The following is a 14611-nucleotide window of genomic DNA, read 5'->3' on the forward strand; positions in this document are numbered from 1 at the left end:
TTAATATGAATTAATTAATTCGAATATTCTTTATTTTGAATGAACGTCATTTTGTGTTGGGAGTTGTAGAAAAGTCGATGTATAATTCTAATAATTTGAACCAAGTTGAATTATACAGCGACATTTTCATTCCCGATTAATCATCTAAACATTATGATTAACCTTTACAAACAAAACACAAAAAACAATTTCCTTTACACAGTATTCTACTGGTTGTTTAAAAAATCAACAACTATGAACAAGGAAAAAAAAGATTGCAATAATGCAATCCATCTATTAATTTGTAGTCCCTAGGGGAATCGAACCCCTCTTTCTAGAATGAAAATCTAGTGTCCTAACCGATAGACGAAGGGACCACTTTTATTTTATTAAGCTAATCCCGCAATATGTTTCGCTAACTTTGATTTTAAGTTTGAAGCTTTATTCTTGTGAATAATGTTTCTTTTTGCTAACTTATCAATCATTGAAGAAACTTTTGGAAAAACTGTTTCTGCTTCATTTTTATCAGATTCAGATCTTAAAGCTTTAATAGCTGTACGAGCTGATTTGTGATAATATTTATTACGATCGCGTCTTACCGCTGATTGTCTAATTCTTTTTAATGCTGACTTATGATTTGCCATAACTTAAATCTCTTTCTATTTTAGTTCGGCAAAGATATAAACAAATATTTTATCTCGCCAAATTAATTTAATAATTTTCTAAAACACTTTTATGTAGCCCATAGGAGAATCGAACTCCTGTTTCCAGGATGAAAACCTGATGTCCTAACCACTAGACGAATGGGCCGCATGACGGCTTAACCACTTGTTGTGAAAAGCGAGTGCAAATGTAGAACAATTTTTTGGACTTCCAAATATATTTAAAAGTTTTTTTGAATATGTTTTTGTTAAAAAATGTTAAGGAAGTTAATATTTTGTCAAAACAACTCTTATATATAATGAGTTATAATTTTAACAATTACTTTAGCGGTGCTATTAAAATTTATACAAACGAATACTCAATATATGAAAGCATCGATATTAGGTGTAGCTGCAGTGGTTTGCACGATGTTTATTACATCATGTTCATCTTTAACCCCAGTTAGTGAAGCTACAGAATATTCTTCGAGAAGTTTCGTACCGAAACCAAGAGCTATTGAAGCTCAAGCTAAAATAATCAATAAACATGCCAATTTAGATGTTACACCAATAGAAATTAACGATGAAGCGAAATCTATGGTTGTGTTAAACAGCGTTTTAGAAGAAACGAATGAATTGTTTGCAGGGTTTTTATTAAAAGAAGCAGAAACGTATATTGGTACACCTTACCGATACGGAGGCACAACAAGAAGTGGTATTGATTGTTCTGCCTTTGTTAGAAACGTTTTCGAAACTTTCAATAAAAATTTACCTCGTGTATCTGCTGATCAGGCAAGAGAAGGCTTTACAGTTAGTACAGACGAAGCAAAAGAAGGAGATTTAGTTTTCTTTGCAACAAGAGGTCGTGGTAGAGTTTCGCATGTAGGAATTGTTCATGGAAGAAATAAAGATGGAGTTTTAGAATTTATTCATTCATCTACTTCTCAAGGTGTTATGGTATCTTCTTTGAATGATAGATATTGGGGACCAAAATTCTTATACGTAAAAAGAATATTATAACATTATCATAAAAAAAGCATCAAGTAATTTTGATGCTTTTTTTTTGTCTTATTTTTTTATTTTCGATGTTCTCTCAAAATCATCACAAGCAATACAATTAATGGAACAATCATTCCTAAAATATAATATGTATTGATTTGTAAAATTGTTGGATAAAATAATATTGCAGATAATAATCCCACAATTGCTCCACCTAAATGCGCTGAATGCCCGATGTTTCCTAAATTAGTTTTCATTCCATAAACTGAATATCCTAAATATAATATTCCGAAAATCCAGGCTGGAATTGGTAAAGCAAAAAATAATCTTAATTCCATTTCAGGAAAAGCTGCAATTGCAGCGAATAAAACCCCTGTCACTCCACCAGAAGCTCCTACTGCCGAATAAAAAGTTTCTTTCTTGTGAATCAACAAAGACAAAATATTTCCGCCAATAACCGCTGCAAAAAAAACTAAAAGAAACATTCCGTAACCTACATTTAGTTTAGCATTCGAAAAGTCTCCTAATAAAAATCCTTCTGGACTTGCAAAAAAACCGATAACAGGATTCGCAAAAAAGTAAAGAGTTAACATATTGAATAACAAATGAGTAAAATCAACATGTAAAAATCCTGAACTTAAAATTCTATAGTATTCCTTATTATATAATATCGACCCTACTTGGAATTTATATTTTTCAAAAAAAGCTAAATCGTTAAAACCTTTCCAACTTACCAAAACATTCAATCCAATAACGACTAATGCCACAATAGAGATGTCTCCCATTATTCTTCTATATTTTCTTCTTCATTATTATCCTCCTCAATCGCATCAAATAGCGTCGGCTGCGGCTCTTCTTCTGACTCCTCCTCTTCTTCTGGTTCTTCGAATGGAAGCGGTTCTAACACATTAATCTGTTTTAATTTATATGTCGTCAATTGATTTCCTTGCGCTTTAATTCCTTTAACTGTAATAAATTCTTCTAAATTTATCACTTCTGGTTCTTTTTCTAAACCTTTTACTTTCGGGAAAATCAACTCAATAACTGGTAAATAATCTGTCGAAACAACTTTTATTGATGATTTACCATCTTCTAACGTATAAAAAGTTTGTGGAGAAAATGTATCTTCTAAAAGGAAACGTTTCACAAAATAACGATCTTTTTCTGCATCATAATACACGCAAGAAATCGGTTTTGAAGGTTTCCATTTCTCGATAATTTCTAAATCTTCGTCAAAACGATTACTCAAATCAAACGAAACCAATTTTGCTTCACCTTTTTTATTAATCGTTAAAATTTTATCATCACCCTTAAAAGAACCTAATAAAATCCCCAATCCATCTGCATTTAGGCGTTTTGTATCCGTATCAAACCAAATTTGACGAGGAGCTAAAGTCGAAACTCCTTCCTCTTTCAATTCTACTTTTTTGATTGGATATTTAGTGACTAAATTACCTTTTGATGCACGACCTTTAATCGCTAAATCAGCAAAATTAATATCGAATTTTAACTTTTTGATTCGTTGATGAGTTTTCAGAATAATTGATACAACTTCGGCTTCACCATTTGGATTCGCTGAAAAATACAACACTTCCGAACCTTTGTTACCAGCCGTTAAATCATATTCTTTATCGCGAGTAATTCCCGTTACAGCAAAACGTTTTTGATAAGCCGGACCATTTTTACCATCGCGATAAATCAAGTTATAAATGGTACGTTTATCATTTTTATGCCAAATTCCAACATGAATAATTCCTTTTCCAACAAAAGTTTTTGCATCAACTTTTGTCACAATCATCGAACCATCATGTTTGAAAACCACAATATCATCAATATCAGAACACTCGAATAAATACTCGTCTTTTTTCAATGAAGTTCCGATAAAACCTTCGTTTCTATCCACATAAAAACGTGTATTTGCAACGGCAACTTTTGTCGCATCAATCGTATCAAATGTTCTAATTTCTGTTTTACGTTCTTTTCCTTTTCCGTATTTTGTCTTTAGGTTTTTGAAATAATCGATCGCATAATCAATCAAATTTGCTAAATGATGTTTTACATTCTCGATTTTATCTTCTAATGATTCAATAAATTGTTGTGCTTTATCTAAATCAAATTTTGAAATACGTTTGATTCGAATTTCTGTTAAACGCGTAATATCTTCTTCCGTAACTGGACGAATTAAATGCGCAATATGTGGCTTCAGCCCTTTATCAATCGCAGAAATTACACCTTCCCATGTTTCTTCTTCTTCGATATCGTGATAAATTCTATTCTCGATAAAAATTCGTTCCAACGAAGAAAAATGCCATTGTTCTTGCAGTTCATCTAACTCAATTTCTAACTCTTTTTTCAACAATTCAACTGTATTGTTTGTATTGTGAATTAAAATTTCAGAAACTGTTAAAAATTCTGGTGTTTGTTCATTAATCACACACGCATTTGGCGAAATAGAAATCTCGCAATCCGTGAATGCATACAATGCATCAATCGTTTTATCTGGACTACTTCCCGGAACAAGATGAATTAAAATCTCCACCTCAGCCGCTGTATTATCTTCAATCTTTTTGATCTTGATTTTACCTTTATCATTGGCTTTCAAAACCGAATCAATCAAAGATCCTGTCGTTGTTCCGTAAGGAATTTCCGTAATTTTTAGCGTCGTTTTATCTTCTTGCAAAATCTTTGCACGAATGCGCACTTTACCTCCACGCAATCCATCATTATAGTCAGAAACATCAACCAAACCAGAAGTTAAAAAATCTGGGAAAATTTGAAATTTCTTTCCTTTCAGATGTAAAATTGACGCATCAATTAACTCATTGAAATTGTGTGGCAAAATCTTTGTTGACAAACCAACTGCAATTCCTTCTACTCCTTGTGCCAAAAGCAAAGGAAATTTGATTGGAAGATCAATTGGTTCTTTATTTCGACCATCATAAGATGGTTGCCATTTTGTAGTTTTTGGATTATAGACAACTTCTAACGCAAATTTAGTTAATCGAGCTTCGATATAACGCGACGCAGCTGCTCGGTCACCAGTGTAAATATTTCCCCAGTTTCCTTGCATATCGATCAACAATTCTTTTTGACCAATTTGAACCATTGCATCAGAAATCGCCATATCACCATGCGGGTGATATTTCATCGTATTTCCTACAATGTTCGCAACTTTGTTATATCGTCCGTCTTCCAACTCGCGCATTGAATGTAAAATTCTACGCTGAACTGGTTTCAACCCATCATAAATAGATGGAATTGCTCGTTCTAAAATTACATAAGAGGCATAGTCAAGAAACCATTCTTGGTACATACCAGAAACCTTCTTGATGCTCTCTTGATTGTCTTGCATCATGTTAAATAGCTACTTCTACATTGTTTTTGACCATACAATTAGACTCCACAATTTTGTCTAATTCAGTCAAAATAATATTAATATTTCGGTTAGAAATGAATGCTAAACGAAATTTGACTTTTGTTAAATTGGTAGGATTCTTTTTACTGTTAATATAAAAGACAACGTTTTTTGAAAGAATTCCTTTCTGAAAATCGTATTTGATCAATTTATACTTCGGTAAATCGATTTTGTTCGTTTTTGAATCTAAGAAGGATAAAAATCCAACATTCTTCGTTTCAAAAGTTATGGTTTCACCTTTTGTGTCTATCGCAAAAAATTGATTTCCACTTTTATAGCTTACATAAATAAACAACGCTATAAAAATTGCAACAACATAAGGTGGTATTATGTGATACTTGTAAGGTAAAATACCAGCATACATAATAAGGTTTAGAATGATTAAAATAACGATGGTGAAATTCAGTATTTTGAACAACTGAATGACCTTTTTATTATTTTTCTTCATAATTGATAGGTGTTTTTAGGTTAGGATTGGTTTGGTTTTTATTTAATTTTTAATAGATTCTATGGCTAAGTTGTTAATAATAAATTCTTGTCTAGTTGGTGTATTTTTTCCCATGTAAAATTCTAAAAGACTTTCGATGGTTTGATCTTTTCCGATCATTACAGGCTCTAAACGAATATCTTTTCCGATAAAATGCTTGAACTCGTCTGGCGAAATTTCACCTAATCCTTTGAATCGTGTAATCTCTGGATTTTTAACTTCTTCCAACGCTTTTATACGTTCTGGTTCAGAATAACAATAACGTGTTTCCTTCTTGTTTCTCACACGAAAAAGTGGTGTTTGCAAAATATACAAATGTCCCTCTTTGATCAATTCTGGGAAAAATTGTAAGAAAAATGTAATAATCAACAAACGAATGTGCATTCCATCGACGTCAGCATCAGTTGCAATTACAACATTATTGTAACGTAAATCTTCTAATCCTTCTTCGATGTTTAATGCCGCTTGTAAAAGATTAAATTCTTCGTTTTCATAAACAATTTTCTTTGTCAAACCGTATGAATTCAACGGTTTTCCTCTCAAACTAAAAACCGCTTGCGTTTCTACACTTCTACTTTTGGTAATCGATCCACTTGCCGAATCTCCCTCGGTAATAAAAATAGTTGTATCTAAACGTAATTCAGCTTTCGGATCATTATAATGTTGACGACAATCGCGCAATTTCTTGTTATGTAAACTAACTTTTTTGGCGCGATCACGCGCTAATTTTCGAATTCCAGAAAGCTCTTTTCGTTCCGTTTCTGATTGTTTAATCTTGCGTTCTAATGCTTGCGCAACTTCTGTATTTTTATGTAAAAAGTTGTCAAGATTCGTTTTGATAAAATCATTTACAAACGTGCGAACCGTTGTCATTCCTGGTCCAATTTCATTCGAACCAAGTTTAGTTTTTGTTTGCGATTCAAAAACTGGCTCAATTACTTTGATCGAAATTGCTCCAATAATTGATTTTCTAATATCCGCAGGATCATAATTTTTATTATAAAATTCGCGAACAGTTTTCACAACAGCCTCTTTAAAAGCTGTTAAATGTGTTCCTCCTTGCGTTGTATTTTGACCATTCACAAAAGAATAATACGTTTCCGAATATGATTTCGAGCTGTGCGTCATCGCAATTTCGATATCTTCTCCTTTCAAATGGATGATATCATAAATTGTTTCTTCCTCGATATTATCATTCAATAAATCTTTCAATCCGTCTTTCGAAAAGAATTCTTCTCCATTGAAAATAATTTTCAATCCTGGATTTAAGTAAACATAGTTTTTCAACATTTTGTCTACATATTCTTTTCTGAATTTAAAATTCAAGAAAATCGATTTGTCTGGAACAAATGTAATTTTAGTTCCTTTTCGCAAAGATGTTTCTTTTTCATCTTCTTGATTTGCTAAAATCCCTTGCTCAAACTCTGCAATACGTGTTTTTCCATCTCGAATAGATTGCACTCGAAACGATGTTGACAACGCATTTACAGCTTTTGTACCAACACCATTTAAACCAACCGATTTTTTGAAAGCTTGTGAATCATATTTACCACCTGTATTCATCTTAGAAACGGCGTCAACCATTTTTCCAAGCGGAATTCCACGTCCATAATCACGAACCGTTACCTCATCTTCGCGCAGATTAATTTCGATTGTTTTTCCTGCACCCATCACAAATTCATCGATACAGTTATCTACAATCTCCTTCAACAAAATATAAATTCCATCATCTTGAGACGAACCATCTCCCAGCTTCCCAATATACATCCCAGGTCGCATGCGAATATGTTCGCGCCAATCAAGGGTTTTGATATTGTCTTCCGTATAATTTACTTGTTGATCTAATTCTGACATTTGAGTTGTTGAGTGTTAAACGAGTTTTACAAAAATAAGAAAAAATTTCCTAAAAATATTAAGGTTCATTGTTTTGATTTTGAGCAAAAACGACCTAATTTACCAATATGATAAAATCTAAACTACCCAATGTTTCGACAACCATTTTTTCGGTAATGAGTCAATTGGCAAATGAACATCAAGCGATTAATTTAGCGCAAGGTTTTCCTGACTTTAATGCAGATTCTGAATTAATTAGTCGTTTAAATTATTATTCAACACAAAATTACAATCAGTACGCGCCAATGACTGGCGTCGAAAAATTGCGTGTATTACTTTCAGAAAAATATTCTAATCTTTATCAATCTGATTACGATTTTCAGAATGAAATTAACATTACGAGTGGTGCAAGTCAAGCGATTTTTAATGTTGTTTCTACATTAATTCATCCAAATGATGAAGTAATTATTTTTGAACCTGCTTACGATTTATATCAACCAACGGTTGAATTATTTGGAGGAAAAATTGTTCCAATTCAGCTAAAATATCCTGAATATTCAATCGATTTTGAAGAATTGAAGCAAAAAATCAATGATAAAACGAAATTAATTATCGTTAATAATCCGAACAATCCAACAGGAAAAATTTTATCCGAAAATGATTTGAAACAATTTGAACAAATCCTAAAAGATTCAAATTGTTATTTACTTGCAGATGAAGTTTATGAGCACATTACATTTGATGGAAAATCGCATCAAAGTTTCGCAAAATTGAAATCGGTAAAAGACAAAGTGTTTATTGTTGGTTCTTTCGGAAAATTATTTCACATTACAGGCTGGAAAATCGGTTACATTTTAGCCGAAAAAGAATTGATGAAAGAGTTTAGAAAATGTCACCAATTCAATACTTTTTCTACGCATACACCATCACAATATGCAATTGCAGATTATTTAGAAAAACCTGATCATTACTTGCATTTGAATGATTTTTTTCAACAAAAAAGAGATTTATTTGTTAAAGGTTTAGCTTCAACAAATTTTGAAGTTTTGCCTTGCGAAGGAACTTATTTTGTAAGTGCAAATTATGCTAAAATAAGTGATTTATCTGATGATGAGTTTGCAAAACAGTTAACCATCAAAAATAAAGTTGCGACAATACCAATTTCAGCATTTTACCATGATAAAACAGATAACAAAGTAATCCGATTTTGTTTTGCTAAAAAGGATGAAACACTTTTAATGGCTTTAGAAAATTTGAAGAATTTGTAGAAAAATAAAAGCTCAATCTTTCGATTGAGCTTTTTATATAGATATAATTTAAATCTTAAACATTAAACAAGAAATGCATAATATCACCATCTTGTACGATGTACGCTTTTCCTTCTACGTTTAATTTTCCTGCTTCACGACATTTAGATTCTGATCCGTATGTAATAAAATCCTCAAATTTGATTACCTCTGCACGAATAAATCCTTTCTCGAAATCGGTATGAATAACTCCAGCCGCTTGTGGTCCTGTAGAACCTTTTTTGATTGTCCAAGCACGAACTTCTTTTACACCTGCTGTGAAATATGTCTCTAAATCTAACAATGTATAAGCAGAACGAATCAAACGATTAACTCCTGGCTCTTCTAATCCTAATTCTTCCAAGAAAATTTGACGCTCATCAAACGTTTCTAACTCGTTGATATCAGCTTCTATTTGTGCCGCTAAAATTAACACTTCTGCGTGTTCATCTTTTACAGCTTCTTTCACTTTTTCTACCCATTCGTTTCCGTCTTTTGCAGCAGACTCGTCTACATTACATAAGTACAAAACTGGTTTAGAAGTAATCAATTGTAACGAATCTACAATTTCTTGCTCTTTTTCGTCCAAATCCATTTCACGAACATTTTTCAACTCTTCTAAATGAGCGATTACAGCTGTTAAAACTTCTACAACTTTTTGTTCGTCTTTATTTCCCGCTTTTGCTGCTTTTTTAGATTTATCGATACGTTTTGTAACTGTATCCAAATCTTTCAATTGCAACTCAATATCAATTGTTTCTTTATCACGCAATGGATTAATAGAACCATCAACATGTGTAATATTTTCGTTTTCGAAACAACGTAAAACGTGAATAATTGCATTACACTCGCGGATATTTCCTAAAAATTGATTTCCTAAACCTTCTCCCTTACTTGCTCCTTTTACTAAACCAGCAATATCTACAATTTCTACAACCGCAGGCACAACGCGCTCTGGATTTACAATTGCTTCTAACTGATTTAGACGAGTATCTGGTACAGAAACTGTTCCTACATTTGGTTCAATTGTACAGAAAGGATAATTCGCCGATTGCGCTTTTGCATTCGACAAACAGTTAAATAAAGTAGATTTACCAACATTAGGCAATCCAACAATTCCACATTTCATATATGTTGTCTCTTTTTTTAATGATTGAATATTAGAACGATGTTCTAATAATTTTGTGCAAAGATAATGATTTCCATTAAATTTATTTAACCGAAGAAACTCTGTTCAATTTTATATTTAATACATTTCCAGAATATGATTTCATTTCACCATAAAAACAATCGCAAGTCGCATTATAAGTTAAATCATAATAATTAGAAGTTTTATCAAGATTTATTTTTCTGAATTTGAGTTGAGGAAAATTAAACACAACAGAATCTGTCACATCTTTTTCATAATCGTCATGAAAATCAAATTCTATTTTTAATTTTGATTTATTTCTTGAAACATCCATAATCGCATCACTTTTCGACAAAGGAACTTCTACCACTTTCGATTTATAATCCAAAAAATCTTGTTTCCATTTTCCTTCAATTGTTTTTATGTTATTGGGTACGCAACTTGTGAGAAATAGCAAAAAGATAAATACTAAAAAATGTTTCATAAGTGTTAATTTTTTATTGAAAATACAATTATTTATTTACATTTACTTAAATACTTATTACAATGAAATTAAAAGCCTTAATCGTAAGTTTTATGATTGCTTTCGCAGGAATCGTAAACGCGCAAACAGCAACAGAAATATTAACAAAAGCTCAAAATCAAGCGAAGGTTGAAAATAAAAATGTCTTTTTAATTTTTCATGCTTCTTGGTGCGGATGGTGTAAAAAGATGGAAAAAAATATGGACGATCCAGCTGTGAAACCATATTTTGATGCGAATTATGTCAAAACATTTATTACTGTACAAGAACGTGCAGAGAAGAAAAATTTAGAAACTCCTGGTGGAGATGCTGTCAATGAGAAATTAGGAGGAAAAAATCAAGGTTTGCCTTTTTGGGTAATTTTAGATTCGACTGGAAAAGTTTTAGAAGATTCTCGCGTAAATGGAGAAAATCTTGGTGGTCCAGCTTCTGAAGAAGAAGTAAATCACTTGATTGCAAAACTTGAAAAAACAACGAAAAACGATAAAGTTGATCCAGAAAAAATCAAAGAAGTTTTTATCTTGAAAAAGAAATAATTCACAAAAAAATCCGCTCAATGGGCGGATTTTTTTTTATTGTGTTAAAACATGAAAAGCTTCTTCCAAGTTTTTATATTGTCCTTTAAATTCTTCTATCGGTTGATCGGCTACAATTTTTCCTTTATTCAAGAGGATTACACGCGAACAAAGCGCTTCTACTTCTTGCATAATATGTGTCGAAAGTATCACCGTTTTTTCTTTTCCAATTTCTTTAATTACCTCTCTAATTTCAATAATTTGATTTGGATCCAAACCATTTGTAGGCTCATCTAAAATTAAAATTTCTGGGCTAGAAATAATCGCTTGCGCCAATCCAACACGCTGTTTATATCCTTTAGATAATTGATGAATTTTCTTATGTTTTTCTGGTGATAAACCTACTTTTTCAATGACTTCATCAATTTTTGATTTAGGCACATTTCGAATATTTGTTACAAATTCCAAATACTCTCTTACATACATATCCATGTACAATGGATTATTTTCTTGCAAAAATCCAATCAACTTTTTCGATTCAATTGGTTGCGTCGAAACATTAAAATCATTCACAGAAATTTCACCAGAATCTGCATTTATTGCATTGGTAATACTTTTCATCAATGTCGATTTTCCTGCTCCATTTGGTCCAAGTAAACCAACAACTTCGCCATTATTTATCGAAAACGAAACTTTGTCTAAAGCCACTTGTTCACCGTATTTTTTTACTAAATCTGTAATGATTATTCCCATTTGATGAAAAATTTTCGATAAAATTAGCAAAAAAGATTTGGATAACTGAAAAATTATTTTTTAGATTTGTAGAACAATTAGAAAAACGAAATGGCAACATTCAATTATTTTAACGCATTCTTTTTTTACTTTTTTGGATATTATCCAGGAGAGCAGGGACTGCGTTGTCAAAATTGATTGTTAACATTCATAATAAGATAATATAAAGTCCCGCAATTTGTGGGACTTTTTTTGTGGAAAAAAATGAAAGAAAGAGTTGCAATACAAGGTTACATTGGTTCATATCATCACGAAGCTGCCAATAATTATTTAGGAAATGACATCGAAATTGTAGAATGCGACACATTCAAAACTTTAGCAAAGTCGCTTGCAAAGGGAAAAGTTGAAAAAGCAATCATGGCAATTGAAAACACAATTGCTGGGGCAATTTTACCAAACTATGCATTGCTAACGAAATATAATTTGAAAGTTGTTGGAGAAATTTATTTATCAATTCAACATCAATTGATGGTAAAAAAAGGACAAACTTTAGATGATATAAAAGAAGTTCGTTCGCACCAAATGGCATTGTTACAATGTGATAAGTTCCTTGAAAAACATCCAACATGGCGCGTTGTAAATGATATCGACACTGCATTAACAGCCAAAGATATTATTGAGCAAGATTTGAATGATGTTGCTGCAATTGCCTCAAGAAAAGCGGCAGAAGTATATGGATTAGACATTTTAGCTTCAAGTATTCAGACGTTTCAAGATAATTTTACTCGCTTTTTTGTATTGCAACGCGAGCACAACGATTACGAAGATTTCAATAAAGTTTCGATGCGTTTTTCTGTTCCACATAAAGCTGGTGCTTTAGTAGATGTATTAAATCAAATTGCAGAATGTGGAATAAATATGGACAAAATACAATCTGTTCCGATTATTGAAAAACCTTGGGAATACTCTTTCCATATTGACATTACGTTCGAGCAAAAAGAACAATATTATGAATTGCTTGGAAAAATTGCAAGAAAGTTAACGGATTTAGAAATATTAGGCGAATATAAACTGGGGAAAAAATGATAGCAGAAGCCCAACGATTACAAAGTGTTCAAGAATATTATTTCTCGAAAAAATTACAAGAAATAGCGAACATGAAAACCGACATTCCAATCATTTCATTAGGAATTGGAAGTCCAGATTTACAACCTCATCCAGATGTGATCGAGGAATTAATCAAAAGTTCACGAAACGGAATCAATGGCTATCAAAGTTATCGCGGAATTCCAGAACTGCGCGAAGCAATGGCAAGTTTTTACAAAAACAAATTTGATGTAGACGCCAATCCTTCAACAGAAATTTTGCCACTTATGGGCTCTAAAGAAGGAATTATGCACATTTCGATGGCATTTTTGAATGAAGGTGATAAAGTTTTAATTCCAAATCCTGGATATCCAACTTATTCATCTGTTACAGAATTAGTGCAAGCAGAACCTTTATTCTACGATTTGAAAAATGAAAATGATTGGCTTCCAGATTTTGATCAGTTAGAAAAATTAGCCGAGCAAAAACCAAAAATTATGTGGCTCAATTATCCACATATGCCAACCGGAGCCAAAGCCCCAAAAGACGTTCTTAGAAAATTAGTAGAGTTTGCAACTCGTCACAATATCTTAATCGTAAATGATAATCCGTATAGTTTTATTTTGAACGATGAACCAACAAGTATTTTAGAAATTGAAGGTGCAAAAGATGTTTGCATTGAATTAAATTCATTGAGCAAAACCTTTAACATTGCAGGTTGGCGAGTAGGAATGGTGATTGGAAAAGAAAGTTTTATCAATTCTATTCTAAAAGTGAAATCAAATATGGATTCGGGAATGAATTTTGCGATACAAAAAGCCGCGACAAAAGCTCTTTTAGTTGATGATTCTTGGTACGATGAATTAACAAAAATTTACGCAGAAAGACGAAGAATCATTTGGGAAATCGCTGATATTTTAAATGTAAAATATAATCCCAATGCAACAGGAATGTTTATTTGGGCGAAGCTTCCAGAAGGAAAAGATGATAAAAAATTTATTGATGAAATTTTATACAATAAAAAAGTATTTATTACACCAGGAAGTATTTTCGGAAGCAATGGTGAAGGATTTATAAGATTTTCACTTTGCGCACCTGTCGAGAAGTTGATTGAAGTAAAGAGAAGATTAGAAGCATGAAAATAATTTCAGTAATCGGTTTAGGATTAATCGGAGGTTCTTTTGCTTTAGCATTAAAAAAAGTTGGTGTTGCCGAAAAAATAATCGGTGTTGATCAAAATATTGAACATCAAATTCAAGCTTTAGAATTAGGAATTGTGGATGAAATCGCTCCTTTGAATGAAGCACTTTCTCAATCAGATTTAGTAGTGATTGCCGTTCCTATTAATTCTATTCAGAAAGTTTTACCAGAGATTTTAGATCAAATTAATGATAAAACGATTGTTATGGATATGGGATCAACAAAAGCTGGAATTTGTAAAAAAGTTGCAAATCATCCCAAAAGAAAACAATTTGTTGCCACACATCCAATCGCAGGAACGGAAAATTCTGGACCAAAAGCTGCTTTTCCTGAGTTGTTTTTAAACAAAGTTGCGATTTTGTGTGATGTTGAAGAAAGCGAAAAAGAAGCAGTAAAAAAAGTAAGAAAAATTTATCAATCGCTCTGGATGAATGTTAAAACAATGACTTCGGAAGCGCATGATGCGCACATTGCGTACGTTTCTCATCTTTCGCACATTACTTCTTTCGCCTTAGGACAAACAGTTTTGGAAGAAGAAAAGAATGAAGATGCAATTTTTGACATGGCTGGATCTGGTTTCGAATCTACGGTTCGTTTAGCAAAAAGTTCTCCTGATATGTGGACACCAATTTTGATTCAGAATCGAGAAAATTTACTCAATGCTATTGATGCTTATCAAACACAAATTTCGAAAATCAGAAAAATGATCGAAGAAAAAGACGCCGAAGATATTCATCAATATTTAAAAAACACAAACGACATACGTCGAATATTAAATAAATAATT

The 14611-nt window shown here is 32.1% G+C and carries 14 protein-coding genes and 2 tRNA genes; 6 read left to right on the top strand and 10 right to left on the bottom strand.

What is annotated here, in order from left to right:
* Positions 1 to 284: 284 nt before the first annotated feature.
* The 3 genes from N5D46_RS11455 to N5D46_RS11465 all read right to left on the bottom strand — a co-directional run bounded on the left by N5D46_RS11455 (position 285) and on the right by N5D46_RS11465 (position 789).
* Positions 285 to 356 (bottom strand) — tRNA-Glu (locus tag N5D46_RS11455).
* Positions 357 to 368: 12 nt separating this feature from the next.
* Positions 369 to 623, bottom strand: coding sequence for a 30S ribosomal protein S20 (gene rpsT / locus N5D46_RS11460; protein WP_038334974.1), 255 nt, complete (start codon positions 621 to 623; stop codon positions 369 to 371).
* Between the two features lie 94 nt (positions 624 to 717).
* Positions 718 to 789: transfer RNA gene (locus N5D46_RS11465), tRNA-Glu, on the bottom strand.
* A gap of 218 nt (positions 790 to 1007) precedes the next feature.
* Here N5D46_RS11465 and N5D46_RS11470 point away from each other — a divergent pair.
* Positions 1008 to 1640 (top strand): C40 family peptidase, encoded by a 633-nt coding sequence (locus tag N5D46_RS11470; protein WP_038334971.1) that lies wholly within the window; start codon positions 1008 to 1010, stop codon positions 1638 to 1640.
* Between the two features lie 56 nt (positions 1641 to 1696).
* On the opposite strand, the gene N5D46_RS11475 is transcribed toward N5D46_RS11470, so the two are convergent.
* From N5D46_RS11475 to N5D46_RS11490, 4 genes are read right to left on the bottom strand one after another with little or no spacing between them, the layout of a single operon-like run.
* Positions 1697 to 2404 carry a rhomboid family intramembrane serine protease gene (locus tag N5D46_RS11475; RefSeq protein ID WP_280050021.1) on the bottom strand — a complete coding sequence of 236 codons (708 nt, stop codon included), beginning with the start codon at positions 2402 to 2404 and terminating at the stop codon, positions 1697 to 1699.
* Positions 2404 to 4971, bottom strand: a complete 2568-nt coding sequence (locus N5D46_RS11480) for a DNA gyrase/topoisomerase IV subunit A (RefSeq protein WP_219034066.1) — start codon at positions 4969 to 4971, stop codon at positions 2404 to 2406. Before N5D46_RS11480 ends, N5D46_RS11475 begins: the two co-directional genes overlap by 1 nt.
* Before the next feature lie 4 nt (positions 4972 to 4975).
* Complete coding sequence (locus tag N5D46_RS11485; protein ID WP_280050022.1) at positions 4976 to 5482, bottom strand: hypothetical protein; 507 nt, start codon at positions 5480 to 5482, stop codon at positions 4976 to 4978.
* Between the two features lie 42 nt (positions 5483 to 5524).
* The gene (locus N5D46_RS11490) at positions 5525 to 7375 is read right to left on the bottom strand and encodes a DNA topoisomerase IV subunit B (RefSeq protein ID WP_280050023.1); all 1851 of its coding nucleotides are present in this window, start codon (positions 7373 to 7375) and stop codon (positions 5525 to 5527) included.
* A gap of 107 nt (positions 7376 to 7482) precedes the next feature.
* Between N5D46_RS11490 and N5D46_RS11495 the strand changes: the two genes are divergently transcribed.
* The gene (locus N5D46_RS11495; protein WP_280050024.1) at positions 7483 to 8622 is read left to right on the top strand and encodes a methionine aminotransferase; all 1140 of its coding nucleotides are present in this window, start codon (positions 7483 to 7485) and stop codon (positions 8620 to 8622) included.
* A 55-nt stretch (positions 8623 to 8677) separates the two neighbouring features.
* Here the strand turns inward: N5D46_RS11495 and ychF are convergent, their stop codons facing one another.
* Together ychF and N5D46_RS11505 are read right to left on the bottom strand one after the other, a co-directional pair.
* Positions 8678 to 9769, bottom strand: a complete 1092-nt coding sequence (gene ychF / locus N5D46_RS11500) for a redox-regulated ATPase YchF (RefSeq protein WP_125348936.1) — start codon at positions 9767 to 9769, stop codon at positions 8678 to 8680.
* Between the two features lie 82 nt (positions 9770 to 9851).
* Positions 9852 to 10253 carry a hypothetical protein gene (locus N5D46_RS11505; RefSeq protein WP_280037818.1) on the bottom strand — a complete coding sequence of 134 codons (402 nt, stop codon included), beginning with the start codon at positions 10251 to 10253 and terminating at the stop codon, positions 9852 to 9854.
* Positions 10254 to 10315: 62 nt separating this feature from the next.
* On the opposite strand from N5D46_RS11505, the gene N5D46_RS11510 reads away from it, so the two are divergent.
* Entirely contained in the window at positions 10316 to 10828 is a 513-nt protein-coding gene (locus N5D46_RS11510; RefSeq protein ID WP_125348934.1) for a thioredoxin family protein, read from the top strand.
* A 36-nt stretch (positions 10829 to 10864) separates the two neighbouring features.
* Here N5D46_RS11510 and N5D46_RS11515 read toward each other — a convergent pair whose 3' ends face one another.
* Entirely contained in the window at positions 10865 to 11560 is a 696-nt protein-coding gene (locus tag N5D46_RS11515; protein WP_280050025.1) for an ATP-binding cassette domain-containing protein, read from the bottom strand.
* Positions 11561 to 11803: 243 nt separating this feature from the next.
* Between N5D46_RS11515 and N5D46_RS11520 the strand changes: the two genes are divergently transcribed.
* Genes N5D46_RS11520 through N5D46_RS11530 form a run of 3 tightly spaced genes read left to right on the top strand, consistent with a single transcriptional unit; the run spans position 11804 to position 14609 of the window.
* Entirely contained in the window at positions 11804 to 12625 is an 822-nt protein-coding gene (locus N5D46_RS11520) for a prephenate dehydratase (protein WP_219034020.1), read from the top strand.
* Positions 12622 to 13764: an aminotransferase class I/II-fold pyridoxal phosphate-dependent enzyme gene (locus N5D46_RS11525; RefSeq protein ID WP_280050026.1), complete on the top strand. Its 1143-nt coding sequence runs from the start codon at positions 12622 to 12624 to the stop codon at positions 13762 to 13764. The genes N5D46_RS11520 and N5D46_RS11525 overlap by 4 nt, the downstream gene beginning before the upstream one ends.
* The gene (locus N5D46_RS11530) at positions 13761 to 14609 is read left to right on the top strand and encodes a prephenate dehydrogenase (RefSeq protein WP_219034018.1); all 849 of its coding nucleotides are present in this window, start codon (positions 13761 to 13763) and stop codon (positions 14607 to 14609) included. The genes N5D46_RS11525 and N5D46_RS11530 overlap by 4 nt, the downstream gene beginning before the upstream one ends.
* Positions 14610 to 14611 lie beyond the last annotated feature (2 nt).

It is taken from the genome of Empedobacter sp. GD03865 (assembly GCF_029840775.1).
Taxonomy (GTDB): domain Bacteria; phylum Bacteroidota; class Bacteroidia; order Flavobacteriales; family Weeksellaceae; genus Empedobacter; species Empedobacter falsenii_B.

Coding starts and splice junctions, on each gene's coding strand:
- rpsT (WP_038334974.1), bottom strand. CDS start 623: ATGGCAAATCATAAGTCAGCATTAAAAAGAATTAGACAATCAGCGGTA.
- N5D46_RS11470 (WP_038334971.1), top strand. CDS start 1,008: ATGAAAGCATCGATATTAGGTGTAGCTGCAGTGGTTTGCACGATGTTT.
- N5D46_RS11475 (WP_280050021.1), bottom strand. CDS start 2,404: ATGGGAGACATCTCTATTGTGGCATTAGTCGTTATTGGATTGAATGTT.
- N5D46_RS11480 (WP_219034066.1), bottom strand. CDS start 4,971: ATGCAAGACAATCAAGAGAGCATCAAGAAGGTTTCTGGTATGTACCAA.
- N5D46_RS11485 (WP_280050022.1), bottom strand. CDS start 5,482: ATGAAGAAAAATAATAAAAAGGTCATTCAGTTGTTCAAAATACTGAAT.
- N5D46_RS11490 (WP_280050023.1), bottom strand. CDS start 7,375: ATGTCAGAATTAGATCAACAAGTAAATTATACGGAAGACAATATCAAA.
- N5D46_RS11495 (WP_280050024.1), top strand. CDS start 7,483: ATGATAAAATCTAAACTACCCAATGTTTCGACAACCATTTTTTCGGTA.
- ychF (WP_125348936.1), bottom strand. CDS start 9,769: ATGAAATGTGGAATTGTTGGATTGCCTAATGTTGGTAAATCTACTTTA.
- N5D46_RS11505 (WP_280037818.1), bottom strand. CDS start 10,253: ATGAAACATTTTTTAGTATTTATCTTTTTGCTATTTCTCACAAGTTGC.
- N5D46_RS11510 (WP_125348934.1), top strand. CDS start 10,316: ATGAAATTAAAAGCCTTAATCGTAAGTTTTATGATTGCTTTCGCAGGA.
- N5D46_RS11515 (WP_280050025.1), bottom strand. CDS start 11,560: ATGGGAATAATCATTACAGATTTAGTAAAAAAATACGGTGAACAAGTG.
- N5D46_RS11520 (WP_219034020.1), top strand. CDS start 11,804: ATGAAAGAAAGAGTTGCAATACAAGGTTACATTGGTTCATATCATCAC.
- N5D46_RS11525 (WP_280050026.1), top strand. CDS start 12,622: ATGATAGCAGAAGCCCAACGATTACAAAGTGTTCAAGAATATTATTTC.
- N5D46_RS11530 (WP_219034018.1), top strand. CDS start 13,761: ATGAAAATAATTTCAGTAATCGGTTTAGGATTAATCGGAGGTTCTTTT.